Origin of the sequence: Pseudoalteromonas sp. NZS11_1 (genome assembly GCF_015864275.1) — a bacterium.
GTDB lineage: Bacteria > Pseudomonadota > Gammaproteobacteria > Enterobacterales > Alteromonadaceae > Pseudoalteromonas > Pseudoalteromonas arctica.
The window spans coordinates 14,595-38,183 of record NZ_JADYXK010000030.1 but is presented as its reverse complement, the minus strand read 5'-3'; the positions used below and the strand labels follow the sequence as shown (position 1 = coordinate 38,183).

Below are 23,589 nucleotides of genomic sequence, written 5' to 3'. Positions count from 1 at the left end.
TTATTGTTCCTTTTGAGGCTTTAAAACACTCAGCGGTGATAAAAAGTAAATAGCTAAAATCCCTACCATTACACTCAGCCCAAAGCTAAAAATAGCGGGTGTATCAGATGCACTCAACATGCCAAATACCCACATAGATGACGCAGCCGATAAGCTAATCGCTAACACATTTTTGGGCTCTAACTTATTTATTTGATAAAAAACGAGGTAATCAATTGCTAAGGCAATAACAAGTAACGCACCGAGTAAATTAAATAACGACAAGCTACCTTGAATCGCATTACATACCCAAAGCATGCTCAACACCACAACAGATAAAATGGTCACCTGCAGCAGCGCTATCTTAATCGTAAATCGCCAACTAAAAAGCAGCCAACTAATAAAACCCGCAAACACTAGGCTTAATAGTAAATATTCACGGTAATCACTTAATAAAGCACTAATTTGTTTAGGTTTATTATAAATATAAACACCTTTACTTTTTTCAACTTCATTAATTAATTGATCAGATGAAATACCCGAAATAGACATCCACGTTATCGATTGTTCTGACTCAACAACCATTTGAGAAAGCAGTAATGGTTTAAATGTACACGTGGCGAGTGTTTTATAAGTTAATAACGGTGCCTTTGTACTTGTTAACGCTTGCCCTGTAACGCGCTCTGCAATATCCAAAGTCCCTTTATTTTTAGCCTGTTCAAACAAGGCTTGGTTATCGCTCTGCTTTTGTAAACTAGGCAACCAATGGCTAATGCTATTATGTTTAAAATTAGGGTTTAGTTGGGTTAAGCGTTTTAAAAATTGCTCTTGTTTTTGTAAAAGCGCTTCGTCGCTATCTGCAAACATAAAAACAATTTGGCTATCCCATTGCCCAAGTAATAACAAATGCTTTTTTTCGTTTAGCATTAAATGTTCGGAGCTTGCATTTAATAGCTTTACATCATCATTAAAGCTAATGGGTTTTATTAAAAATAACGCACTTATAAGGGCTAATAACGTAATGAGTATCGGTTTTTTTAAACTATTGCAGTATAAAAAAACCTTAATGAGTTTTTGACTCATCAATAAACTCGAAGGCGATAACCTGAGTGTAGATTGCCACAATGGCAAAACTAAAACTGTAAATAGCCAAGCACTCACTAAACCCGCAATAACAAACACGCCAACTTGAGATAATAACGTTAGTGGCGCACCTAGCAAGCAACAATAACCCAACGTAGTCGTAATAAGAGACAGCAAAAGCGCAGATTGTGTCCCTTTGCTGTAGCCTTTTTCATGCTCTTTTTTGGCTAAATCAGTCATACCATGAAATGCATAATCAATGGCAATACCAATCAAGGTAACTGCAAAAACAAGCGTTAATAAATGAATAGTCTTAAACAGCAACACCATAGCGATAGCGCCGCCAATAAGTGCACTCAGTACGGTAAAGCTTGCTAATAAAATACTGTTTAAACGCCTAAACACCCAAAATACCATAGCAATAAGGGCTAATAAGCTAATGCCACCAAACAGGCTCATCTCGTATTTAGCTTGTTTAGCATTTTCAGCCGTATGAAATAGCACACCAGAGTAAGTAATGCTTAAATCAGGGTAGGTTTTATTAAGTATATTGATCTGTTTAATTATCGCGCCAGCTAAATCAATTGATTTATTAACCCCTAAATTTTCGGGCGCTAAGTTTGCCAAAATGACACGGTATTCAACGCCTTTTAAACGTCGAGTTAAACGACCTTGTTCAAGCGTAAACAATTGGCTTTGTTTTAAGTTATCTTCTATAAATGCCGCTAGGCTCAAACTTGTATCTTTGCTTAAGGTAGCACTTACAAATGGGTTGCCTAACTGATTTAATTGCTCAAGGTAATAATGTTCAAACGTTGTTTTTTTGCTTAATGTTTGCTTGTAAGTATCACTTAATAACGCATGTTTGAAAGGTGAGAATGTTTGCGCTAAATCGTTAACGGACGGAAAGTTAAATGTGCTTTTAATTGCATTATCGTCGAGCCATTTTTGGAAATCATCAAATGCTTTATTTTTATTATTTCCTGCAAACGAGAACATAATACGGTTAGCATTTTGCTGAAAAAAAACATCTTCCGCATGTGCAATTTGGGAGTGCGACTTTGGCAATAAGCTAAACATATCGGCGCTAAACGTTGGTTTAGACAGCCAAAAAGCTGCAGCAAAAAGTAAAATTAAACTGCTAAACCACCCTACAATAACGGTAATTCGTTTTGTCACTGCACTATTCCCTTAATTAACCACTGCATTATTTAAAAACATAATTTTATTTGGAATAAGTAAACTCAATTTTTGTGTTATTTCCTGAGTGCTCATTTAGTGTAATACTGCTCACTTGCTTAGCAGTTTCACATAAAATAAAATCACTAAATAATTGCTGTAGCATCGCTTCTTTTGGTATTAACTGTGTGCAACTGTCTTGCATTTTAGCAATGTCAAAACGTGTTTCCAGAGCACTCATATTTACGCTAAGTAAGTCACTCAGTAATCCTACAAATTGCTCGCTACCGGGTTGTGGTATTAACTCACCATTGGCATTTTGTGCAAGCACTTTGCCGTTTTCTATTATGAGCATACTCTCAACAGGCATTTTCACTTGCCAAATTAGCTTTTCATCAATTAACGAAAAAACACCCGACGAAATAAAAGGCTTAGCAAATCCATTAAATTGCTTATATTGCTTAAACTCACCTTTAATAGCTGCTGCATTTACTACAGAGCAAAACAGTAAAAAGCTAATGGCTATGCTCAATGTAAAACATTTTAAAAAATTCATTTAATCGCCTATAAAATAAAAATTTAATTCAAAACCGCTTTTAACTTATTAAATAAAATAGCGGGTGATTCAAATTGCATTTCTTTGGAGCTAACCTCAACCGCAACTTGCGTGGTTGAGGCTTTAGTAAGGCGCTTATTAGTTAGCGAGTCAGTGATTACGTAATCAATCCGTAGTCGGTTCTCGTATTCTTTTAAGTAAGCCGCTACTTTAATTTTTTGAGTAAATACCGCTGAGGCAACATACTTTATTTGCATATCAACAATTGGCCACGCGTAGCCCGATTCATGCATTTGCGGGTAATCATAATCAAATAAACGCAGTAACTCGCAGCGCGCTACTTCTAAATAACGTGGGTAATTACCATGCCATACAACATTCATTGGGTCGCAGTCATGAAATGGAATTTCAATTTCTACCACATGCGTTAATAATGCACCTTTACTATTCATACAACGCCCAACGTTTAGTTTGAATATACCCTATTGTTTGCCTTAGCACGGCTTCCATTGGTCTATCCTCAGTGAGGTTTTCAAAGTAATCAGTTATATCGGTATACATGTTTTGCATATCTTGCGTTAAAGTCGAAAACTCAAGATCGCCTTGTTTTATACGCAATCTAACACCTTGAATACTGGCTAATAACGTACTTGCTAACACTTGTTCTGTTAGCTGCAAAATACGTAAACAATCGCGAGACGCAATAGTCCCCATACTCACTTTATCTTGATTATGACACTCCGTAGAGCGAGAAAAAACGCTGGCCGGCATGGTTAGTTTTAATGCCTCTGCTGTGTAAGCACTACAGCCAATTTGAACCGCTTTAAAACCATGATTAATATAACGGCGCTCTGGTGCGCTATCAGACAAGTTTGAAGGTAGCCCATTGTTGTACTTAGTATCAACCAAAGAAGCGATTTGTCTGTCGGCTAAATCAGCAAGGTTTGCAACGGCTGTTTTCATGCTATCCATTGCCATTGCAATGTGGCCTCCGTAAAAATGCCCGCCGTGTAATACATGCTCACCTTGGCCGTCAATTATTGGGTTATCGTTTGCTGAATTAAGCTCGTTTTCTATCATGTGCCTAAAAAACGGCAGACTGTCTTGCAGAACACCAATAACATGGGGTGCACAACGGATTGAATACCTATCTTGAAGTCTGTCTGCATTACGAGGGTGATCGTGATGGTTTAAATCGTCTCTTATCCAACGTGCAATTTGCTGCTGCCCAGGATGTGGCTTAACTGAAAATAATATCTCATCAAAATGATGGCTATTTCCTTTAAGCGCTAAGCTTGATAATGCAGTAATACGGCTCGCCAGTTTAGCTAAGTAATTAGCCCTATCAAACGCTAAACACGCTAATGCAGTCATTACCGCTGTGCCATTCATAACGGCAAGACCTTCTTTTGGCCTTAGTGTTAGTGGTTCTAAGCCAACTTCTTTCATAACTTCTGCACTGTTACGTACTTGGTCTTTGTAAAACACATCACGCTCGCCTACCATCGCACCTGCAACGTAAGATAACGGTGTTAAATCGCCACTGGCACCTACTGACCCTTCTTGCGGGATCACAGGCACTATATCGTTATTTAAGTAATCTTTAAGTAGGTGCAGCATTTCCCAGCTAATACCAGAGTAGCCCTGTGAAAGTGATGTTAAGCGGGTCGCTAAAATTGCACGCCCTTGCACTTTATTAAATACATCCCCAAGTCCACAGCCGTGAAAGCGAGTTAAATGCAGAGGTAATTCATCAACTAAATCAAGGGGTACAGCCACCGTTACAGAATCACCGTAACCAGTAGTAACGCCGTAAATTACGCCATCTTCTTTTAAAAGTGTGTCTAAAAAACGCAAAGCGCTATTAATTTTAACGCTAAAATTTTCACAGCTATTTAATTGCACTTGTGTTTTATTAAAGGCAACTCGAACAATATCTTCAATTGATAATCGCTGATTGCCAAAAAGCTGTATATTTTGTTCAGTCACACTTATTCTCCATTGATTGATCGCGCACTACCTGCTGATCACTTTTCCAAAAATCGTAAAAATTAAACCACTGATAAGGATATAAAGCTGCGTAATAACTCAAACGCTGTGCATAGTCAGTAATAATAAGTGTTAGCGCCTGCTGTCGCTCTCGTCGAGGCATTTTTAATGATTGGCTGTAATGTTCAAATATCACTTGATACTTTTTGCTTTTTTTATCTTTTAAACAAAACAAAAAGTAAACAGGGCAATCAAGCAGCGCGGCTAATATAAAAGGCCCCTGTGAAAATGGGGCATTTTTGCCTAAAAATGGTACCTGTACCGACCGAGAAGCCGTTGTTGTGCTTGTTCTGTCGCCAACAATAACGATTATTTCTCCCTGCTCTACTTTTTCTTTTAGTAAAATAGCTAAGTCAGGCCCCATATCAGTCACTTGTATTAAATTAACCGACACATCTGGGTTAATCTTTTTAAGCATTTTATTAAATTCAACAGCGTGATGGGTAAACACCAGTACATTTATTTTTTTACTGCTGCGGTGCTGGCTAAGTGCCCTGCACACCTCTAAATTACCCAAGTGGGAACCTATAAAAATAGCCCCTTGATTTTGCTCATCTAGCTCAGCAAATAAATGCTCATTAGTGTATTTAATATCACGTTGAGTTATTCGCCCAAGCCAAGCATCAATTTTATCTAATGCGCTATCTGCAAAACTGCAAAAGTGCGTTAATTGCATTTTAAACGTAACAGGTTGTTTGCAGCCTTGGTAAACATTAACCTGCGCTAAAAACGCTTTAGATGCTACACGCGCTACTTTTCCTGTTAAAAAAAGATAAAAAACCACAGGAAACAAAACAATCCACAGCCCTTTTCTACCCAGTAATTTATGAGCAAATAACAGTATTTGAATACCTAAGAAATTACCGCGCTCTTGCATTTTAGACCAGTGTTTAGCGGCCATAACGCCTCTTTAATTTATGCCAAATTAACACAGGAGAGCGAATCAACATTCCAAAAAATAAGCGAGTGTGCAACCACGAAATACGCACGTTATCGTGTAATGGCTGAAAATGAGAAAGCCCATTTTCGGGGTAAATTACTTGGCTAGGTAAAAATACAAAAGGCACATTGCGCCAATATAAACGCACTAAAATTTCGGGGTCAAAATCCATGCGTTTTCCAAGCGATACCTCATCAATTAGCTTTGTACTTGGCTCAAGCGGATATACTCTAAAGCCACACATTGAATCTACAATTGTAAAACTTAACGTTTCAATCCATACCCAAACATGCGTTAAATAACGTGCTAAATAACGGTGTTTAGGCACTGAATCGTCATATATTGGGCAACAGCTTATAAGCGCTTTAGGCTGAGCGTTTGAAAGCGCTATTAGTTTTTTAATATCAGATAAGTCATGCTGACCATCAGCATCAACCTGTATCGCATGCGAAAAACCTAGCTTATATGCTTGCTTTAAGCCGGTTTGTACCGCGCCGCCTTTGCCTTGATTATCGTCGTGGGTAACTACACTCAACTGCGCGTGTTTTGCATCAAGCTTACTAAACACATTTTTAGCTTCGACGTTGCTTGCGTCATCAACCATAATAATAGGAAGATTAAATGACGATAATTTGCTCAGTACATCATCAATAACCGTAATGTGATTATAATTTGGGATAACAATACAAAAGTTATTCATTTATCAGGCTATCAAAAATAACACGGCCAGATGCATGCTGTCCTTTGTTTGAATTATACGAAAAGGTATATTTATTCTCTGCTTTTTGCTCTAGCAATAATTCGATTGTTATACCTGGGGTAATCACTACCTGAAATTTTAATACTTCAACATTTTTAACAGGTTGCTGAACATTATAATATTTACAAATTGCAGCCACAGCCCAGTCTAATTGCACAACACCTGCGAGTATTGGGCCATCCGTAAAATGTCCTTTGAAATAATCTAAATCATGAGGAACTAATAAGCTTAATTTATACTTTTGCTCTGCTTTTTCACAAGACAGTAAATCAGGCTGTGTTTTAGTCAACTTTTGCAAAAAGACTCTCCAATGCTTTTAAATTTAACTTTGCCTGTGAGTTGTATGGTAATTGCTCTACAAAACGCCACTTTTTAGGGATACAAATTCGCTCAAAGCGCGCTAATGCATGCGCTTTTAATAAATTATTTGTAGCTAACTTACCGTCACCATTAAAAAACATCTGCCCTTTATGCTTAAGCACAACAATAGCGCCTACAATTAATCGCTCACCAGGCAGGGCGATTACTTTAGCTTCACTTACCCACTCACTAGTACACAAATGTTGTTCTAGCTCATCTAAACTTAATCGCTTTTCTTCTAATTTTATAATTCGGTCGAATCGGCCTAATAATCTAAATTGACCATTTTTAAGTACTTCGCCTCTATCATCTAAAGGGTAATTTTTGTCGCGAACGAGCGGTGAGTTTAAAATTAAACGCTGATCGTCCAAAGCCCGTACTTTAATACCCGAAAATGGCTGCCAAAGGCTAACCTTTTCAAGTGAAGTAACTTGTCGATATGCAATACCACCGGTTTCGGTACTACCAAAAACTTGTGTAACTGGTTTATTTAATTGCGTAAACAACGATACAGCATCTTCGTTTAATAGCGGTCCACCTGATGAAAAAATCCATTGTAAATGAGACTTATCATCCACTAAAACATTATCAATACATAACCGTTTTAACTGCGCTGGGCTTGAAACAAACACTACTTTTTTAAATAACTTGAGCTTTGTAGCTATATGTTCTGGGTAATGCAATAGCTCTGTATTTACAACCTTTCCTGCACGTAATGGCCACAATAATCTAAACAATAAGCCGTATATATGCTGATGCGAAACACTCGCTATAAAAATAGGATTATCAATCAGTGCGTAGCTATTAATTAATGTACTTAATTCTTTATTTATTACCTGCCACGTTTTTACAATTGGCTTTGCTTTACCCGACGAGCCCGACGTGTAAAAAACAATTGTGCCTTCTTGAGGCCATTTAATTGTTTCAATAGATACAAAGTGGGGTTGATTGACTAAGGTTCCTATATCTAAAAAATCAGCCTCTAAATGGGCTACTAATTCAGACTCACCAATAAAAAAAGGTGTTTGTTTAAGCAAGGAGTTTAACGTTGCAGGTTGCCCATTAGGCGGCAAAATCACTGTATTTCCGTGTAGTGCCAAAGCAAATAAGTACACGGCAAATTTGTAGGTGTCTGTGGTGTATAAAACAACCGATGATTTAGCATTTAACGTTGATAGCTTTGCTAAAACTTCGTTTATATCACTAACAAACTGACGCTCCGAAATATCATTATCAGTATGATTAAAACATGTTCTTATCGCATTACTTTGAAAAGCATTAAACACCGGCGTTCCTTTTTACTTTTTGTCTGACTAGCCATTCTATAGCAAACAATGTGCCCATAGCTAAGTAAGCAATAAAACCATTATAAAAAGCCCAGGTTTCTAGGCTACTAAAAATACTGGTGTACAGGGCAATACCACCGTTTAATACAAAAAAAACACACCACACTAGCGTTACTTTTTTTGTATAAATTACACCGTTTTCATCAAGTGAGGGCTCAGTAATGCGCGCAAAGGTTTCAATAATAGAAGGCCCTTTATACAAAGAATACGCAAACACAACTAACATAACTAAATTAATGATTACGGGATACAAACGCAGCCCTAAGTCGCTATCCATTATCTTGGAAATCAAAATAGTAATGGCTGCTAAAAATGTAGCGGGCTTTAACCACGGCATTTTATCAAACAAGGCTCTGCTTAACCAAAGTCTAAGCCCGAGTAAAAATAGCAGTAATACTGTAATAATCTGACTATTAAAACGCGTAAGGCCTACGTACACAATAATAGGGTAGCAAGCCAAGCAAATCATAATTAACGTTGTTAAAACTGCTTTTAACATAGTATTAGTTAACTAACTTTTCTATTTCGGTGACTATGTCTTGCACTGTGCGCACAAGCTTAAAGGCATCAGGCTCAATTTTTTTACCTGTGATTTCTCTTAATTTCACAACTAAGTCAACTGCATCAATACTGTCTAAATCAAGATCTTGGTACAGGTTAGCCTCTAAGCTAATATCTTCTGGGTCTATTTCAAATTCGTTTTCTAAAATGCCGTGTAATACATCATAAATTTCAGCAGCGGTTTTCATCTTTCTTCCTACTTTTATATATTAAGAACGTGCTTGTTCAATAAATTTTGCTAAAGAATTAACTGAGGCAAAGTGCGCTTTAGTTTGATCAGAGTTTGCATCTATTTTCACATCAAATTGCTTCTTTATCGCAAGACCAAGCTCTAATGCATCTATGCTGTCTAGTCCTAGGCCATCTACAAATAAAGCGTCATCATCTTGTATGTCAGCAGTGGTCATGTCTTCAAGGTCAAGGCTTGAGATAATCAGTTGTTTTATTTGTTCTTTTAATTCGCTCATATATTTTTTAGCTCTTGTGTAAAATAATGTTGTAAATCTTTAGTCAATTGGCGTGATTGCATCGCAGGCATATCGCTGTCGTACGTTGCACAATTAAACTGCTGGCTCGCAAGCCCCATTGTAAAATGCGCCTGATATGGCGCGACTTTATACCAAGGTGTGCCTTTGGTTAAAGTGTTTGGCTTCATTTTAATTAAAAAAGTAGTAATGGGCGCATGACATCTAATTGCAATATTTGCAGCGCCTCGTTTAAACTTTAATGTTTTGTGAGGCTCTGTCCGTGTCCCTTCAGGAAATACAATTAAGTTATTACCCTTTTGCAAACTGCGCTCGCATTCTCGTAATAGCTCCTGCGGATCGTCATTACTTATATAGCCGGTGCTTTTAATAACGCCGCGCATAAAAGGATTTTTAAATAAATGCGCCTTTACTACGCAATCTGCATTTTTTACTACCGAAATTAAAACAACAACATCAATTAAAGAAGGATGATTTGCTAATATCAGTTGCCCTTTTAAGCCTTCAATTTTTGCTTTATCGTTGACATGAAATCGAATAACGCCCGTTACATGCATTAAACTAACAAACCATTTGAAGCTGTAATGTACTGTTTTTCGAGCCTTAATCTTTTGTTTAACTGAGTCACTTTGAAATAGGCGCTGAGCAGGAAAAACAATAAAGGCTAATACTAAACCACCAACCCCAAAAACTGAAAAGCAAAATGCAGTAGCAATAATCCGCCAAATCAACCCACATAACCTTTGTACATTTTTAAGCATGGTATGTAAGCTGCCAATCGTGCTCAAGCGTGTTATGAACAAGTAATATATTGCTTCGCTCATACAAAGCTTTAGCGCATTGAATACTCATTGGTAAGTCGCTTTTTTCCATGCCCGTATTAAATACTTTGTTTAAACTAAAATGGGGTTCGCCTTTTTGCGGCGCTCTTATTATTAAACCAATAGAGTGTGCTATTTGCTGTTCATCGGCGTACTGAGCGTAAATATCGGGGAGAGTCTCGTCGGTATGAACTATTAACATGTGTTGCTGATCGTTATCAGCAAGTCTTACAAAGCCATCTACGAGTGCATGAATAAAGCTTTCGGCTCCTGCAGCTATAGCATTTGTAGCACTTGTATTACCCTGTATTATCCCAAAAAGTCCCGATGCGGCATTATGCACACTTAACCCAAAACCAGTGGGCGACAGTGGCTGATCATTTACTACATCAATAAGTAAGTTAGACGTTTTGTGAAAATCACCGTGGCGAGAAGAAAAAACACTCGGTAAATTAACATAGTTACCTTGAGTGCTTACTTGATGAGCACTAAAGAGTGCCATTTTAATAAAGGAAGTCATTCGGCGTCGCTGCATAGCAGGCACCCAACTAAGATTTAATACGGAGGAATCAAACCAATTACTCTCTTTTATTTGTCGCTGTTCGGGCTTTATCCATATAGCGAGTTCTTCAACAACAAATTTCACAGCTCTGCATATTTTATAAGATATAAGGGAGGGAATTTTACCGATTTTAGCAATAGAAGTAAATAATCATTAACAAAAAGCACTGAACTAACACTTTGTTCAGTGCTTGCTCATATTGCTAGGAAAGGAGGGCTATATCGTCCTGCTTTATACACTTAGCTGTGCCGCCAACAACATCGTTGTTATTTAACTCATTAATTAATACTTCGCCTTGAGCTTGCTGCTCATCACTAAGCGGTAAATACGGTAATCTAAATACTGGGTTTACAGCGCCAGTCATCATCAATGCGGTATTAATAGCAATCGGGTTTGGTTCACAGAACAACCAGTTCATCAATGGTTGTAACGACGCATTTAGCTCGCTACTTGGCGTATCCATTAACTGACGGAACAAACCAGGTATAAGGTTAGAAGTAACCGAAATAACACCGTGCGCTTTATGTGTGTGGCGCGCATCGTGACTTTCGTCATCGTTACCCGACCAACATGCAATACCTTGTTGTTCATAATGGGCAATACGTTCATTACCGCCACACTCTTTTACACCAATAAAATATTCATGTTTAGCGAGTGGCTCAATAATATCAGGTGTTAGGTCTTGACCTGTTCGCCCTGCTACGTTGTAAATAAAGGCAGGTCCAATATCAAGTACGCGCTTAAAGTGCTCTTTAACACCCGCAATAGACGTACGTCCGTAATATGGATTAATTTGCAGTGCTGCATCCATACCGCTGGCAAAGCCATATTTAGTTGCTTTAATCGCTTCACGGGTGTTGTTACTACCGGTATTACCGACAATAACCAGTTTGTCACCATGCTTGTTTGCACTGTGCGCTATAAGCATTAAATGCTCTTCCCAGTTCATTAACTGGCCTTCGCCTGTTGTGCCACCAACTACAATGCCGTCAACGCCTGCTGCAATTTGTATTTCTACGAGTTCATCGTACTTTGCTAGGTCTATTTCACCGTTTGCTAAGTATGGCGTTTTAATAGCTGTAATAAGGCTTGCTTGTTTAATTTGGTCTAGGGTGCGCATAAAAAATCATTATTTATAAAACTTGCGCTATTTGTAACATAATTGCCGGTACTTTTGGAGGTGTAAGCCTACATTTAATTATAAAATTTCTTGTGTTATTAAGTTTGGTAATACAAAATGAACAGCTGTATATATGAACAGTATTTTATTTTTAACGATACCAGAGGCTTTATGCGTTTATCTGACTACTTAGCAACTCATTTTTATAACACCGATGAACTGTGCCAAGCATTAAATATAGATGCAGATACACTTTTAGCTTGGCAAGAGCGAAGTGTTTTCCCAAAACCAAGTTACTGTATTAAAAGTCAACTCAGCTGCAGCTCATATTCAGGTTTGTATGAATGCGAAGAGTATGACGACTATTACCCACGCGGCTGTGTTAATTGGGGTCAAGGTCTTTTAAAACAAAAAATAGAATCATCAAGCCATGCTTTTAATTATTTTGCACAGCAATATACTGCAAGCCTAACTAAACTCGCTCAGCAAGGATTTACGTTTAGCGAAGAGCTATTTGGCTGCGAAATAGACGAGCACTTGCAGCAAATTTGGCAACAGTTTTTATGCAGTAAGTACGGCGTGCTTACTCAAAATGGATTAATAGACGAAATAGTCTCGGTAGATATTGGCAGGCTATTAGTTGACGACATTACAGAACTGCGCAGTAAAGCGAGCTTAAACCAAGAAGAAAGAGCGCTACTGCACCCCGCCATGAAGCTTTTAAACAAAGCATTAGGGCATGGCGCCGATCATGAAAAACAACACACATTACGCACCCGCTATATAGATGCACTTATTTTAAAATACGATTTATCTATAAAATAGTTTTGCATTAGTTTGATTATTTATCATTTTAGGATTATTTTACGAAAAACAAGATCTGTTAACTTAATTGTTACGTAAAACATGATTTAAAGGCACTGACTCAATGACAATCAAAACAAAAATAAGTGTAATTTCTGCTGTAATCACTATCCTGTCTTTTAATACGCTAGCTAAAGCTAACAACGAAATAGCAAATGACGACATAATAAAAATGCAGCGTGCAGCACTTGCTAAAAACACTGCGAATAAAGGCTTTGGCCCACAATCTCCACGCAATATTGATAATTATAAAGGCGAAAACACCGTAGTTTTCTCTCATGCCCCAACTTCATCAAATATGAACTTATGTAATATACACTTTCATAAAAATGCTGAACATGCCGGTGGTGAGTTTAGTAAATATGCCGGAAATGGTAATGGAAAAGGCTTTAAAAGTGGCTACTTATATTCAGGCTCTTTAACTAAAAGTGAAAGTAAACCAGCAAAAATTGAAATTTGTCCAAGCGATCACGGCGCGCTTTTAGTTGGCGATACCATTGAGGTTCATAACGTTCATACGTCAGCAATTGTAAAACCAGGCCCTACCTTGGGTAGCTGTTTAAGTGATTCGATTAAAAATCCGCAACTACGTGTTGAAGCTCAAGTATATGTATTAGTAAACGATGCTAACGCACTTGATTTTGCTGAAATAAGCACCGTGTCATCTGTTAATGGTTACTATCAAGCTATTGCTACACCTACAAATACGGGTAAACCGGTTGTTTATAGCGGTTCAACTACTGGTCCTAGTTACAATGAGACAGGCTCTCCTTTTCAAGTAACATGGTCAGTTAAACCAAAAGTAGCAAAGGTTGATATAAACAGTGTTGGCAAATGGTGTGAAAGTAACACCTTTGATGAAGATCATGCTCACGGCGTACGAAATCTCGTAATAAATCCTGCATTACTCTCTAAAATCAATAATTAAAATTTAGCCAAATAAAAAACAACCCGCTAATTAGTGGGTTGTTTTATTATGACCGTTAAAATGAGTATTACGCTTAATGGGATAAAAATGTCACATTAAATGTATCTAAATCTTCATATGTAATACATGTTTGCTGATTGGTATTAAGCTCAACAACACCACAATAAGAGCCTGTTATAAACACTTGCCCAGTTTTTAAATTAATTCCCTTTGCTGATAAGTAATTAACCGCCCAATAAAGTGGAAGCTGCGCAAGTTCTGCAGGATGCACACCTGCCAAGTTTAACTCCAGCTCAGTTTGCTTAACGTTAATATTTACAGTATTTGCGTTATACGCTTTGGCTTTATCTATTTGTGGGCCTAAATACACGCCTTGATTAGATAGGCCATCAGCCAGCTTTTCAATGTGAGTGCTTGGAGTGTCTTCATCAAACCTTTTTTGAATAAGCTCAAGTGCTAAATGGGCGCTGGCAAATGCAGTATCTACGTCTTCATTTGTATAGGTTTTATTACTTGGTAAATCGCTTTGTAAAATAAATGCAATTTCTGGTTCTATCAGCGCTTTGTTATTTGTTGTATACAGTGGGCAATTTTCAGCTTGTTTTATAGGTGCATGTAAAAGAGGCGCTAATATAATTGAGCCATCATCTAAAGGCAGCATACACTTCCAGCCATATACAGTTTGATCATTTAAATAAATCATCAACTTTTGTACTTCTACTGCATCGTCAGTCGTGTCTAGTACTAACTCTTTAGGAAAGTTTGAACACGCTGGATTTTCTTCTCTTTGTGCTAATAAGTGAGTAGCAATTAGTTTTAGCTGTATTGAGTTGTTCACATAAATCTCTTTAAAATACGTTACTGGTTAAGCAGTAAATAGGAAGGATTACATTATTAATTTAGGCATTAGAACATAATGTTAAATGCCTATAATTGGAATTATATTTGAAACAAAGCGCGGTAATTATTTAAGTATCAATAGATTTAAGCGATCGTAAAAATAGTCCTAAGCCGCCAAACGCTAAAATTATAATAACAATCAAATCAAACGATGTCATAGTTCGCATACTAAATCGAACACTCGATATAACGCCAAATATGAGTGCGGTTAACGAACCTAGAGATAGCACCCAGCCTAAAATATTTTTAGAATTGTAAAAAATCAAACCCACACCAAAAATAAATGGGATCATAACCATGCCGCCTGTAACGCCAAAGCCACCTAAAGCATTAACACTATAAATGCGAGAACTTAGTCCAAAATTAGAGATCACCGAAATTGCGTTTAGCAGCATATAAAAGCCACCGCACATCATAATTAAACCAATAAAAAAATGCCCAATACCACCAGAGCTTCCACCAGCGCCTTTCATTATTAATTATTCCTTTTATATTTTTAGCTTAATTGTTTTAAATGGTAATTGCTCGACTATTAACATTGACCGCAGCCTACATAATCAATCTGTGCACCCGCGAAAACACTTATCGCGTAATTACATGCCAAATAACATAAAACCAAGATAAAAAACCGTGCAAAATAGCCCATAACACAGACTCATTAGCACTCCATGAAATAGCAATTGCTAAGGCCGTACCGAAGGATACTCCGTATTTTACTATCTCATTTCTTGAGTTTCTCATTAATTACATTCCTAATTTTTAACTTATACCAATCTGCTTATATATGGGGTCTATTTAACGTTAAGAAAATTACGCTAGAACTAGGCAAAAATTTTTATATCTAGTTGTTCTAAATAAAAAATTTTTAACGACGTTATAGTGCAATTTAATTCGTTAAGTTGATCAAAGATTTATGCAGGCTGGTATTGTTAACTACCTGATTTGCTTACTAAAACCGAAAGCCCTTTACCATCAATGTTGATACTTGCTTCTTTGCCTAGCTCAACAACTAAAGAGGGAGCCATGTGTTTTCCACCTAGCTTCAGGTCAGTTGCTAAACTAACAGTAGAATCATCAATTGGCGTTACTATAAGAGCAAAACTATACGAACTATCAACTGAAACTGATGCCTCTTCATTTGAGTTTACAACTAAAGTAGGTGAGCCAATTAGGTTTTTATTATCATAAAATTTGGCGTTCACTACAAAACTATCATTTGCTTGTGCAAATGAAACAAAGCCTAACAACACTATAATTGCGATTAATTTTTTCATTATTATTTCCATATAAATTGATACAGCTTAAAGCTATTAAGGCTTTATTGGCTATGATTTTTCAGCTAGCAATTCACCAGCTAATGATTAAAAAAACTTATGTTTTAGCTCTGATGACATAACCAACGCCCAGTGGACTAACATAGAACAACACTCCAAATACACTAATATCAATGAGTAGCTTTAGAATGTCAAAAGTATCTGTAAACACAAGATACTCAAAAGCAAATAAGTGAAATATAACTTTGATCCGAAATATGCAGTTAATAAAGGAATTACAAAAATAAGAATAGATTGATTAGATTTATTAATTTCCATACCCATGTCTCCATTATTAGTTTAATTAACTCAGCTGTAAAATAGGTGAATACTGAAGGACGAAAATTGCCAGCGGCTAACCTCCCTTCTCGCCTTAATTACTTATACGGTGCTACCTTGAATTCTCTGCTTTGTAATTCATGGTAGTTATTTATCTTTGCAACTGCATTTTTGACTTGATCAAAAGTTGCACTTTTACAGAAGTATAGAACATATCCTCCCGTAATATCTTTATTAGAACTGAATTCATATTCAAGACCGAACTTTTCACACAATACGTCTTCAATATAATCCTTGTGATCGTAATCAATTAATTCAATTGATGCTCCCCATTCAACGTGTTCTTTAACTTCAATTTTTGACAAGATATATCTGAATTCATCAAACATGTCACGTATACCTTACGTCTCATAATAGAAAGTGGTTAGTTAAAATATGCAGAAGTAAGGAGCCTATTAACAACTACCAGGCTTATAGTTAAATTACTACCTAAGATTTACCCTACTCTAATTCCCATCGTCATAGGTGGATAAACATGTCTGATAACAAAATTTTTTCCATCATTAAAAGTTAGTGTAAATTGATTTACTGCGTCTTCGCCTAAATGATCGCTTTCAACAATGTCGCATATTCGGCTCGGCAGTTTTGAAATATTAAAAGGGTACAATAATTCAATTCTTTCTACAGGTTCTATACTCAATCCTAAACTTGGGTAATAACCAATAGCGTCAACTTCACACGGTTTAATTAAATAAGTTTTGCCATCTTCAAATTCTAAGGTTATTTCATAGCAAATCAAAAAACCTTCATTACTCTTATCTTGCCATGCCTGGTGAACTTTTTCGTGAATATGACTTGATGAAACAGCTATAAGAACTTTTCCTTTCAAACTATTCAAGTCGAACATATATGCTTAATGCCTTAAATTACATCTTTCTATATTTACACCAGAGTACTTTAATGTAAACAACAAATTAAATGTGTTCTTTATTTGGGTGGGTTGTTATACCAAAACGACTTTTAATAAAGATTTAAACCTCTTTTGATTTCGTCGCCTACACATTAACAAAAAAGAGTCCTGATAGGTTTCATTGATATTGGGGAAGTTGAGTATTTAAGTAGGTTGGAGTGTAAGAATAAAAGGTGATGTAAGTTGACAGCACCTGTTTGGGTATTTACTTTACAATATGTAATTTAGCTAAGTATTTTAATACATACAATAATAGGCACTATAAAAAGAATTTAACCAATTGATTTATATACATCAATACTACTATTGGTCAAAAGCCCAGTAACTTGCGTACCAAACGCTTTAAAGTGTGGCTCGTTTTTATGCGCTTCAAAGTGCTCATCAGACGCCCATTGTTCGCTAACTACATAGTCTGTATGTTCATCATCACTTTTTACCGATAATTCATAACGTAAGCACCCTACTTCTTGGCGCGATGACTTTTGTAAGTTTTCAAGTGCTGTAAGCATGACATCTGCATCAATATTCTTGCACGACAGTGCAGCTATAACCGTTAACATGTGTATTCCTTTTTAAAAGTTAAGGTGTAGATAATCTACACCTTAGAATATTTAGTTTAACTTTGCGTTTGAGGTAAGTTTACTGATCCCACTGCGGCGCAAATTCTGGTGTTGCTTGGCGGTCGCCGCAATCAAGACCATCAATACGGGCTATGTCTTCATCATCTAATTTAACGTGGTCGTTAAAGTTATCTTCTAAGTTTTTACGCTTAGTTGATGATGGAATTGTCGTCATGCCATTAGCGTTTACCCATGCTAGAACAACTTGTGCTGGACTTGCATCGTGCTTTTTAGCAATGTCGATAATGGTTTGATCTTTAAGTACTTTACCTACTACAAATGGCATATACGCCGTTACGTGTATATCGTGCTGAGCACAGAATGCACGCAATTTAGTATTAGTTAAGTACGGGTGAACCTCAACCTGATTGGTAAATATTTCACGCGAGTCGAGCGTTTGCTGAGCCAAGTTTAAATTTGCAATGGTGAAGTTTGATACACCAATGTGTTTAGTTAAACCAAGCTGCTTAGCTTTTAGTAATTCAGTAAGGTATTCACTCATTGGCTCGTCGTTAGCAGGCGATGGCCAATGAATTAACAGTAAGTCGACCGAATCAACTTGTAGCTTTTCAAGTGACTTTTTAACGCTTGGGATAAAGTCACTTTTATTTAATTTGTTATTCCACACTTTGGTAGTTAAGAATATTTCACTGCGCGGAATATTACTATCTTTTATGGCTTGGCCTACTTGCTCTTCGTTGCCATAAATTTGTGCGGTATCAATATGGCGAAACCCAACTTCGAGCGCCATTTTTACTGAGTTATAGGCAGTGTCGCCCTCTAAGCGGAATGTTCCCATACCGAGTTCTGGCATTTCTATTACACGTTTTGTCATGGTTTATCCTTATAAAATAATCGGTTTTGAAATACAAACTTCACTGAAGTTTTACGAAATACACCTTTTACTTCTCATTTTGACTGTCACTTAACAATTAATGACATCATAACAAGTATGAGGTCATTAATTTTAGTTTCAAGGTTAACAGCTAAGACTTTATGCTTGCTGAATCTCGAATTTATCTTGTAGGTTATGGTAACGAAGGGCTAAATATTTTATACAGGAGAAGAAGCAACTAAGCTTTAAAACATGCGCCAGACGGTAAGTTACGTATAAATGCAGTAGCTCTTTTATGCTGCATCATCTTACTTTTTTAATTGGCAATTTTGCTAAGCAATACCTGCATAAAACGCTTGATATAACTTCTCACTACAGCATTATTGGTTTACTTGAGCACACAACCGATTAGACAAACTCTATTAGTAATTTAAAAGATTTAAAATTGGCGTTCGTAAACTGGCTATTCACCCAAGTAGATGACTTATTAAATCACACGTAAATACGCAACTAATGATGAATCAGTGTTTTATTCTCCAAATAATCAAAGCCATGTATTATAAAAAATAGTGCGGTATCATCGCGAATTGTGGCTTTTTTAGATTTCATAAAGCCTAGGCCTAGTTTATAAGTTCTGTATATTAATATTGATATGCTTATTAAACGTTTTAACCGATTTTTTGACGCTTTTTAATAATCAAAAAGTATAAATAATAAAAGTAGTAATTAAAGGTATTAATCAAAATGGATTCTTTAACGCAGATAGCATTAGGTAGTGCTGTAGGTTATGCGGTATTAGGCAATAAAATAGGTCGAAAAGCCGTTTTGTGGGGTGCCATTTTAGGCACACTTCCTGATTTAGATGTATTTTTGCCTTATGGCGGCTCTGTAGAAGCGTTTACTTATCACCGTGGCTTTAGCCATTCGTTATTAATACATTTATTAATTAGCCCGCTCATTGTATGGCTAATATTAAAAGTACACGCGGGAATGCAAATTTATAAAGTGCGCTGGTTTTGGCTAGTATTTTTAAGTTTATCTACACATGCCCTATTAGACAGCCTAACGGTATACGGTACACAACTACTCTGGCCTTTTACTGAGTACCCCTTTGCGGTTTCTAGTGTGTTTATTATTGACCCCGCTTACACGCTTCCTTTATTAATTGGCGTAATATGTACGCTAATACCCAAAATAAAAGCAGCAACGGCTTATCGTATAAATGCAGTGACCTTAGTTTTAAGTAGTCTATATTTATTTTGCGCTTTAATTTTAAAAGTAAATATTGATGACAAAGTAAAAACGGCTCTCAACAACAGACAAATACCAGTCAATGCGTATGTTAGTACGCCTGCTCCGCTAACCACTTTGCTGTGGCGTATTGTTGTGATGTCTGACGGACAATACTACGAAGGTTATGCATCAGTATTTGACGCGCCCAGCGATATTACATTAACGGCTTATCAAACAACGCCTTCACTGTTAAATAATATTAGCGATGAATGGGCTATAAAACGCTTGCAGTGGTTTACTAAAGGGTTTTATTCGGTGCGCCAACAGCAAAGCAATATTGTACTTTCTGATTTACGTATGGGCATGGAGTGCAACTATGTGTTTAATTTTGTAGTGGGTCAAAAAAATGATTCAAAAGTGAGCATTGGTAACTTTGAAAAAATAAGTCAAAGACCAAACTTAAACAATCTTCATAAAATATGGAACAGGGTTTGGCAACCAAATGTGTCTTTAGCATCACCCGCGGCAAAAAATGACTGCAATAGCGAATAACGGCATATTATAAGATTCATACTAGCATGAGGAAGTTAAGTGAAGTTCAAGCAGCAATTAAACTAAATAGTTCACTAAAGTGATTGCTGCTTTTTTTGCTGATACATTGCAACATCAGCATCTTGAATCATATCCTCAACTGATTTACCTGTATCGTGTTTAAAGTGTGTTACTCCTACACTGTAATCAATTTTGTATGGCTTGTTTAAGGTATTATTAGCATGCTCTATTGCATCCGCAAACCTTTGTAAAACAAACTCTGCTTTTGTCTCGTCTGAATCGCTTAACATCGCAACAAATTCATCTCCGCCAAGTCGACCTATTACTTCACAATCACGAAATGAACTAAGCATAATTTGTGCAAATTTATTTAATACAAAATCGCCTTCGTGGTGTCCATAAATATCATTAATTTGTTTAAACTTATTGAGATCAAACAAAATAAACGACATTGATACTTTGTTTCGCCTACATACATTTAGCGTATGTTCGGCAAGGTTTAAAAAGCCACGTCGATTAGAGATTCTTGTTAACTCATCAATTGTGGCTAGTTGAATTGATTGAATTTCTCGCTCGACTAACGTGCCTAAATCTCTTAGTAATTGTTTTTCTTCATCATTGAGTTGTCTAGGTTTATTATCGGCAAGGCACAAAGTGCCTATAATGACTCCTTCCCTTAATTTTAAAGGAAAGCCTGCATAAAAGCGTACTTTAGGATCGCCTGTAACAAAGGGGTTATCAAAAAACCTTTCGTCTTGAGCTGTATCTGGGATTATTAATAACTCGTCTTGATTTATGGTGTGGCCACAAAATGAGGTTTCGCGAGGAAGCTCAGGCGCATCAAGCCCCTGCCTTGATTTAAACCACTGGCGGTCTTCGTCAATCAAAGTAACCAATGAAATAGAAACATTAAACATACGCTTGGCAATACGAGTAACACGATCAAAGCGCTCTTCATGAGACGTATCTAGAATTTTTAATGCTCTAAGCGCGTGTAATCGCTCAGCTTCGTTATTTGGAATCTCAGGTTTAATCATTAAAGCTCTATTAATTTTAAATGTTTTATAAATTACGAAACTGGAGCGAATATTTTCGAGTATATAATCCGATAAACTTATTTAAACTATAAACAGTCTGCCTATTCAAACTAGAACATTACCTAAAAATAGCAATAAATAAATATTTATAAATATCAGTAAGTCGTGCCTAAATAAAGATAAGATTCAATCCGCAAAAAATTATGATTTAAACAGGTGGGAGTAGTGGTTGATACAACATAGCTACTCTTTAATGAAAAAGTAGTAGTGGCTATTTAGTTTTATTTAAATAACCACTGGATTTGGCATACTTACAAAAATAAACACTTTAATTTTGGTGCTCATATTGTCCACGGTAAACTTCAAATACTTTTAAAACAGTATGTTGCTCTTTAGTTAGGTTATCAAACCAATCATCAAACAGCTCATCATCTTCTTGCTCGCTTAGTGCCATATACCTTGCTAGTAACTCTACAATATCATTGTGGTTGCAGGTTAAAGGATTTACTTGTTGCGCCAAGGTACTGTGGTCGCGCTCTCTTAGGGTTTCCATCACCCCTTGATCAATTTGTTCTTGTTGTTGTGTTGCGTCACTCATACATAACCTCTGTAATAACTTTATAACCGTATTTGTTAACGTTTTAACTCTTAAATATAGTTATAACAGCCTAAACGCCAATAGCCAGCATTTTTGATTCAAGTGCTTATTTTTTGATTTGTTTGCGCAAATAGCCAGCAATTACGGCCTTTTTGAGGAACATTTAAATAATTTGCAATGGGAGAATAAATACGTTAAATTTAAATGATATATTATCACATATCATTTATTGAGGCGCATTATGAAACCAAATATTCATCCTGATTACCACGTGGTTGCTTTTCACGATACCGCTGCCGATTCTTACTTTATTATTGGCTCAACCATAAAAACGAGCCGCACAATAGAAATAGACGGTAATACATATCCATACGTACCTATTGATGTATCAAGTGACTCGCACCCATTTTATACAGGCAAGCAAAAAACAACCGCTACAGATGGCCGCGTTGCGCAGTTTAATCGTCGTTTTAAAAGTTTATCGACTGTTAAAAAGGAAAAGGTATGAAAGTATTAAGCTCTCTAAAAAGTGCCAAGCAACGTCCGGGGTGTCAAATTGTAAAACGCAAAGGCCGCGTATTTGTAATTTGTAAAAACAACCCACGCTTTAAAGCAGTACAAGGACTGAAAAAGAAATAAGTTAAACGGGGATGCTCAACATATAATTAGGTAGCTTGCTTAAGCTACCTAATTTAGGGGGACTATTTTACCACTACTGAAAACTCTGGTACTGCCTGAATTACTTTTTTTACCGTACAGGTATTAACGGCTGCAATAAGCGCCTTTTTATATTTATCAGGGAAGCCTTCTGGTAAGTTAATCTCAATTGAAAATAGCTTTTTACCGTTGTCATCTACATTTTCGTTATTTTGAGTAAGCGTCATACCTTGCGTTGAAATATCACGCTGCTCGCAAAACTTACGCGCATAAAAACCTGCACATAAAACCATACTTACTAAAAAATAATCAAACGGTTCTGGATACTCTGCATTGCCACCAGCGTTTACGCTTTGATCGCTTATTACTTCTAGGTCGCCAAATTTAGCGCTTTGCTTTTGGCCTTCTAACATTGAAACTGAAATTTCCATTGTGTTTCCTTATATTTATTGCTGCAGATACCTTTAACGCAATTAGCTTAAAAGTAGCTACTAAAGATACATATAGTTTAGGTTTATGCACCGAACAGTAATTCAAAGAACCCTGGAGGCTCGTGTAACTCATGATATTTTTTACGTAAATTATCTATATTTTTCAGTGGTTCTTTTGCCGCACTTAGCCCCTGCTCGTTTGCTGCTTTTTTTGCAAGTTCAGCTTGAGCAATCACTTTATCAAGGCCCTGCAATGACTGCTCATGTTTTTTGTAAAACTTACCTGTTTTACTCACTTTAACCAGCTTTATAAATTCATCAATCGCAGTATTAAATTCACTAAGTTGAGTTGCCTGCACCGCTTGTTTATATGCAAGGCCCGTGTTTTTCATATTTACTTCAAGATCGACTTCTTGCTGCGCAAAAGACATTGAACTAAACGCAAAGGTAAAAATAATAACTAAATACTTCATGGTCAAACCTATTAATTAAAAACACCTAAATTGTATCAAGTTTACGTAGCAAAGTAACTTTACGAGCTGTTATGAGCACTTTGAGCTGTAAAGGGGGT

The 23,589-nt window shown here is 36.6% G+C and carries 30 protein-coding genes; 5 read left to right on the top strand and 25 right to left on the bottom strand.

Annotation, left to right across the window (positions count from 1 at the left end; all coding sequences use genetic code 11):
• The 14 genes from I6F44_RS17050 to dapA form a co-directional block, all read right to left on the bottom strand.
• Positions 1-2,241, bottom strand: coding sequence for a transporter (locus I6F44_RS17050; RefSeq protein WP_197174244.1), 2,241 nt, complete (start codon positions 2,239-2,241; stop codon positions 1-3).
• 46 nt (positions 2,242-2,287) lie between these two features.
• The gene (locus tag I6F44_RS17045) at positions 2,288-2,797 is read right to left on the bottom strand and encodes an outer membrane lipoprotein carrier protein LolA (RefSeq protein ID WP_101216993.1); all 510 of its coding nucleotides are present in this window, start codon (positions 2,795-2,797) and stop codon (positions 2,288-2,290) included.
• 23 nt (positions 2,798-2,820) lie between these two features.
• Positions 2,821-3,249, bottom strand: a complete 429-nt coding sequence (locus I6F44_RS17040; RefSeq protein ID WP_007580812.1) for an acyl-CoA thioesterase — start codon at positions 3,247-3,249, stop codon at positions 2,821-2,823.
• Positions 3,242-4,786, bottom strand: coding sequence for an HAL/PAL/TAL family ammonia-lyase (locus tag I6F44_RS17035; protein WP_180961396.1), 1,545 nt, complete (start codon positions 4,784-4,786; stop codon positions 3,242-3,244). The genes I6F44_RS17040 and I6F44_RS17035 overlap by 8 nt, the downstream gene beginning before the upstream one ends.
• Positions 4,779-5,747 (bottom strand): LpxL/LpxP family acyltransferase, encoded by a 969-nt coding sequence (locus I6F44_RS17030; protein ID WP_101216995.1) that lies wholly within the window; start codon positions 5,745-5,747, stop codon positions 4,779-4,781. The genes I6F44_RS17035 and I6F44_RS17030 overlap by 8 nt, the downstream gene beginning before the upstream one ends.
• Entirely contained in the window at positions 5,737-6,486 is a 750-nt protein-coding gene (locus I6F44_RS17025; RefSeq protein WP_121954587.1) for a glycosyltransferase family 2 protein, read from the bottom strand. Before I6F44_RS17025 ends, I6F44_RS17030 begins: the two co-directional genes overlap by 11 nt.
• On the bottom strand, positions 6,479-6,844 hold the full coding sequence (locus I6F44_RS17020) for an ApeI family dehydratase (protein WP_121954599.1): 366 nt from the start codon (positions 6,842-6,844) through the stop codon (positions 6,479-6,481). Before I6F44_RS17020 ends, I6F44_RS17025 begins: the two co-directional genes overlap by 8 nt.
• The gene (locus I6F44_RS17015) at positions 6,828-8,192 is read right to left on the bottom strand and encodes an AMP-binding protein (RefSeq protein ID WP_197174243.1); all 1,365 of its coding nucleotides are present in this window, start codon (positions 8,190-8,192) and stop codon (positions 6,828-6,830) included. The genes I6F44_RS17020 and I6F44_RS17015 overlap by 17 nt, the downstream gene beginning before the upstream one ends.
• A complete protein-coding gene (locus tag I6F44_RS17010) occupies positions 8,185-8,751 on the bottom strand; it encodes a hypothetical protein (RefSeq protein WP_121954585.1) in 567 nt (188 codons plus the stop codon). The genes I6F44_RS17015 and I6F44_RS17010 overlap by 8 nt, the downstream gene beginning before the upstream one ends.
• Positions 8,752-8,755: 4 nt before the next feature.
• The gene (locus I6F44_RS17005) at positions 8,756-9,001 is read right to left on the bottom strand and encodes an acyl carrier protein (RefSeq protein WP_002958648.1); all 246 of its coding nucleotides are present in this window, start codon (positions 8,999-9,001) and stop codon (positions 8,756-8,758) included.
• A gap of 21 nt (positions 9,002-9,022) precedes the next feature.
• Positions 9,023-9,280 carry a phosphopantetheine-binding protein gene (locus I6F44_RS17000; RefSeq protein ID WP_007580830.1) on the bottom strand — a complete coding sequence of 86 codons (258 nt, stop codon included), beginning with the start codon at positions 9,278-9,280 and terminating at the stop codon, positions 9,023-9,025.
• The gene (locus I6F44_RS16995) at positions 9,277-10,059 is read right to left on the bottom strand and encodes a lysophospholipid acyltransferase family protein (RefSeq protein WP_180961397.1); all 783 of its coding nucleotides are present in this window, start codon (positions 10,057-10,059) and stop codon (positions 9,277-9,279) included. The genes I6F44_RS17000 and I6F44_RS16995 overlap by 4 nt, the downstream gene beginning before the upstream one ends.
• Positions 10,052-10,765: a beta-ketoacyl synthase chain length factor gene (locus I6F44_RS16990; RefSeq protein WP_197174242.1), complete on the bottom strand. Its 714-nt coding sequence runs from the start codon at positions 10,763-10,765 to the stop codon at positions 10,052-10,054. The genes I6F44_RS16995 and I6F44_RS16990 overlap by 8 nt, the downstream gene beginning before the upstream one ends.
• 118 nt (positions 10,766-10,883) lie before the next feature.
• On the bottom strand, positions 10,884-11,801 hold the full coding sequence (dapA, locus tag I6F44_RS16985) for a 4-hydroxy-tetrahydrodipicolinate synthase (protein WP_197174241.1): 918 nt from the start codon (positions 11,799-11,801) through the stop codon (positions 10,884-10,886).
• A gap of 171 nt (positions 11,802-11,972) precedes the next feature.
• Between dapA and I6F44_RS16980 the strand changes: the two genes are divergently transcribed.
• Together I6F44_RS16980 and I6F44_RS16975 are read left to right on the top strand one after the other, a co-directional pair.
• Complete coding sequence (locus I6F44_RS16980) at positions 11,973-12,626, top strand: DUF6058 family natural product biosynthesis protein (protein ID WP_024591738.1); 654 nt, start codon at positions 11,973-11,975, stop codon at positions 12,624-12,626.
• Between the two features lie 103 nt (positions 12,627-12,729).
• The gene (locus I6F44_RS16975) at positions 12,730-13,593 is read left to right on the top strand and encodes a delta-class carbonic anhydrase (RefSeq protein ID WP_197174240.1); all 864 of its coding nucleotides are present in this window, start codon (positions 12,730-12,732) and stop codon (positions 13,591-13,593) included.
• Positions 13,594-13,666: 73 nt separating this feature from the next.
• On the opposite strand, the gene I6F44_RS16970 is transcribed toward I6F44_RS16975, so the two are convergent.
• From I6F44_RS16970 to dkgB, 7 genes are all read right to left on the bottom strand, one after another.
• A complete protein-coding gene (locus I6F44_RS16970; RefSeq protein ID WP_197174239.1) occupies positions 13,667-14,431 on the bottom strand; it encodes a 2-keto-4-pentenoate hydratase in 765 nt (254 codons plus the stop codon).
• A gap of 130 nt (positions 14,432-14,561) precedes the next feature.
• Positions 14,562-14,966 (bottom strand): hypothetical protein, encoded by a 405-nt coding sequence (locus I6F44_RS16965; protein WP_197174238.1) that lies wholly within the window; start codon positions 14,964-14,966, stop codon positions 14,562-14,564.
• A 456-nt stretch (positions 14,967-15,422) separates the two neighbouring features.
• Entirely contained in the window at positions 15,423-15,767 is a 345-nt protein-coding gene (locus I6F44_RS16960; protein ID WP_197174237.1) for a hypothetical protein, read from the bottom strand.
• Between the two features lie 416 nt (positions 15,768-16,183).
• The gene (locus I6F44_RS16955) at positions 16,184-16,474 is read right to left on the bottom strand and encodes a hypothetical protein (protein WP_024599901.1); all 291 of its coding nucleotides are present in this window, start codon (positions 16,472-16,474) and stop codon (positions 16,184-16,186) included.
• Positions 16,475-16,581: 107 nt separating this feature from the next.
• Positions 16,582-16,992, bottom strand: coding sequence for a hypothetical protein (locus tag I6F44_RS16950; protein WP_197174236.1), 411 nt, complete (start codon positions 16,990-16,992; stop codon positions 16,582-16,584).
• Positions 16,993-17,327: 335 nt separating this feature from the next.
• A complete protein-coding gene (locus I6F44_RS16945) occupies positions 17,328-17,615 on the bottom strand; it encodes a putative quinol monooxygenase (RefSeq protein WP_002958660.1) in 288 nt (95 codons plus the stop codon).
• Between the two features lie 79 nt (positions 17,616-17,694).
• Positions 17,695-18,510, bottom strand: coding sequence for a 2,5-didehydrogluconate reductase DkgB (gene dkgB, locus I6F44_RS16940; protein ID WP_197174235.1), 816 nt, complete (start codon positions 18,508-18,510; stop codon positions 17,695-17,697).
• Positions 18,511-19,254: 744 nt separating this feature from the next.
• On the opposite strand from dkgB, the gene I6F44_RS16930 reads away from it, so the two are divergent.
• A complete protein-coding gene (locus I6F44_RS16930) occupies positions 19,255-20,295 on the top strand; it encodes a metal-dependent hydrolase (protein WP_024591731.1) in 1,041 nt (346 codons plus the stop codon).
• A 74-nt stretch (positions 20,296-20,369) separates the two neighbouring features.
• Here the strand turns inward: I6F44_RS16930 and I6F44_RS16925 are convergent, their stop codons facing one another.
• Both I6F44_RS16925 and I6F44_RS16920 read right to left on the bottom strand, forming a co-directional pair.
• Complete coding sequence (locus tag I6F44_RS16925) at positions 20,370-21,332, bottom strand: sensor domain-containing diguanylate cyclase (RefSeq protein WP_007580860.1); 963 nt, start codon at positions 21,330-21,332, stop codon at positions 20,370-20,372.
• A gap of 328 nt (positions 21,333-21,660) precedes the next feature.
• Positions 21,661-21,930, bottom strand: a complete 270-nt coding sequence (locus tag I6F44_RS16920; RefSeq protein ID WP_007580861.1) for a hypothetical protein — start codon at positions 21,928-21,930, stop codon at positions 21,661-21,663.
• Positions 21,931-22,171: 241 nt separating this feature from the next.
• Here I6F44_RS16920 and I6F44_RS16915 point away from each other — a divergent pair, with 241 nt between their 5' ends.
• Together I6F44_RS16915 and ykgO are read left to right on the top strand one after the other, a co-directional pair.
• The gene (locus tag I6F44_RS16915; RefSeq protein WP_024591730.1) at positions 22,172-22,438 is read left to right on the top strand and encodes a type B 50S ribosomal protein L31; all 267 of its coding nucleotides are present in this window, start codon (positions 22,172-22,174) and stop codon (positions 22,436-22,438) included.
• Entirely contained in the window at positions 22,435-22,569 is a 135-nt protein-coding gene (gene ykgO / locus I6F44_RS16910; RefSeq protein WP_121955552.1) for a type B 50S ribosomal protein L36, read from the top strand. Before I6F44_RS16915 ends, ykgO begins: the two co-directional genes overlap by 4 nt.
• A 62-nt stretch (positions 22,570-22,631) precedes the next feature.
• On the opposite strand, the gene I6F44_RS16905 is transcribed toward ykgO, so the two are convergent.
• Together I6F44_RS16905 and I6F44_RS16900 are read right to left on the bottom strand one after the other, a co-directional pair.
• Positions 22,632-23,018 carry an OsmC family protein gene (locus tag I6F44_RS16905; protein WP_024591728.1) on the bottom strand — a complete coding sequence of 129 codons (387 nt, stop codon included), beginning with the start codon at positions 23,016-23,018 and terminating at the stop codon, positions 22,632-22,634.
• 83 nt (positions 23,019-23,101) lie between these two features.
• Positions 23,102-23,491 carry a cytochrome b562 gene (locus I6F44_RS16900; protein ID WP_197174234.1) on the bottom strand — a complete coding sequence of 130 codons (390 nt, stop codon included), beginning with the start codon at positions 23,489-23,491 and terminating at the stop codon, positions 23,102-23,104.
• Between the last annotated feature and the right edge of the window lie 98 nt (positions 23,492-23,589).

Excerpts from the sequence above, each read along its gene's own strand:
- I6F44_RS17045 (WP_101216993.1), bottom strand. The coding sequence starts at position 2,797 with ATGAATTTTTTAAAATGTTTTACATTGAGCATAGCCATTAGCTTTTTA.
- I6F44_RS17040 (WP_007580812.1), bottom strand. The coding sequence starts at position 3,249 with ATGAATAGTAAAGGTGCATTATTAACGCATGTGGTAGAAATTGAAATT.
- I6F44_RS17030 (WP_101216995.1), bottom strand. The coding sequence starts at position 5,747 with ATGGCCGCTAAACACTGGTCTAAAATGCAAGAGCGCGGTAATTTCTTA.
- I6F44_RS17025 (WP_121954587.1), bottom strand. The coding sequence starts at position 6,486 with ATGAATAACTTTTGTATTGTTATCCCAAATTATAATCACATTACGGTT.
- I6F44_RS17010 (WP_121954585.1), bottom strand. The coding sequence starts at position 8,751 with ATGTTAAAAGCAGTTTTAACAACGTTAATTATGATTTGCTTGGCTTGC.
- I6F44_RS17005 (WP_002958648.1), bottom strand. The coding sequence starts at position 9,001 with ATGAAAACCGCTGCTGAAATTTATGATGTATTACACGGCATTTTAGAA.
- I6F44_RS17000 (WP_007580830.1), bottom strand. The coding sequence starts at position 9,280 with ATGAGCGAATTAAAAGAACAAATAAAACAACTGATTATCTCAAGCCTT.
- I6F44_RS16995 (WP_180961397.1), bottom strand. The coding sequence starts at position 10,059 with ATGCTTAAAAATGTACAAAGGTTATGTGGGTTGATTTGGCGGATTATT.
- dapA (WP_197174241.1), bottom strand. The coding sequence starts at position 11,801 with ATGCGCACCCTAGACCAAATTAAACAAGCAAGCCTTATTACAGCTATT.
- I6F44_RS16980 (WP_024591738.1), top strand. The coding sequence starts at position 11,973 with ATGCGTTTATCTGACTACTTAGCAACTCATTTTTATAACACCGATGAA.
- I6F44_RS16975 (WP_197174240.1), top strand. The coding sequence starts at position 12,730 with ATGACAATCAAAACAAAAATAAGTGTAATTTCTGCTGTAATCACTATC.
- I6F44_RS16965 (WP_197174238.1), bottom strand. The coding sequence starts at position 14,966 with ATGAAAGGCGCTGGTGGAAGCTCTGGTGGTATTGGGCATTTTTTTATT.
- I6F44_RS16960 (WP_197174237.1), bottom strand. The coding sequence starts at position 15,767 with ATGAAAAAATTAATCGCAATTATAGTGTTGTTAGGCTTTGTTTCATTT.
- I6F44_RS16955 (WP_024599901.1), bottom strand. The coding sequence starts at position 16,474 with ATGTTTGATGAATTCAGATATATCTTGTCAAAAATTGAAGTTAAAGAA.
- I6F44_RS16950 (WP_197174236.1), bottom strand. The coding sequence starts at position 16,992 with ATGTTCGACTTGAATAGTTTGAAAGGAAAAGTTCTTATAGCTGTTTCA.
- I6F44_RS16945 (WP_002958660.1), bottom strand. The coding sequence starts at position 17,615 with ATGTTAACGGTTATAGCTGCACTGTCGTGCAAGAATATTGATGCAGAT.
- dkgB (WP_197174235.1), bottom strand. The coding sequence starts at position 18,510 with ATGACAAAACGTGTAATAGAAATGCCAGAACTCGGTATGGGAACATTC.
- I6F44_RS16930 (WP_024591731.1), top strand. The coding sequence starts at position 19,255 with ATGGATTCTTTAACGCAGATAGCATTAGGTAGTGCTGTAGGTTATGCG.
- I6F44_RS16925 (WP_007580860.1), bottom strand. The coding sequence starts at position 21,332 with ATGATTAAACCTGAGATTCCAAATAACGAAGCTGAGCGATTACACGCG.
- I6F44_RS16920 (WP_007580861.1), bottom strand. The coding sequence starts at position 21,930 with ATGAGTGACGCAACACAACAACAAGAACAAATTGATCAAGGGGTGATG.
- I6F44_RS16915 (WP_024591730.1), top strand. The coding sequence starts at position 22,172 with ATGAAACCAAATATTCATCCTGATTACCACGTGGTTGCTTTTCACGAT.
- ykgO (WP_121955552.1), top strand. The coding sequence starts at position 22,435 with ATGAAAGTATTAAGCTCTCTAAAAAGTGCCAAGCAACGTCCGGGGTGT.
- I6F44_RS16905 (WP_024591728.1), bottom strand. The coding sequence starts at position 23,018 with ATGGAAATTTCAGTTTCAATGTTAGAAGGCCAAAAGCAAAGCGCTAAA.
- I6F44_RS16900 (WP_197174234.1), bottom strand. The coding sequence starts at position 23,491 with ATGAAGTATTTAGTTATTATTTTTACCTTTGCGTTTAGTTCAATGTCT.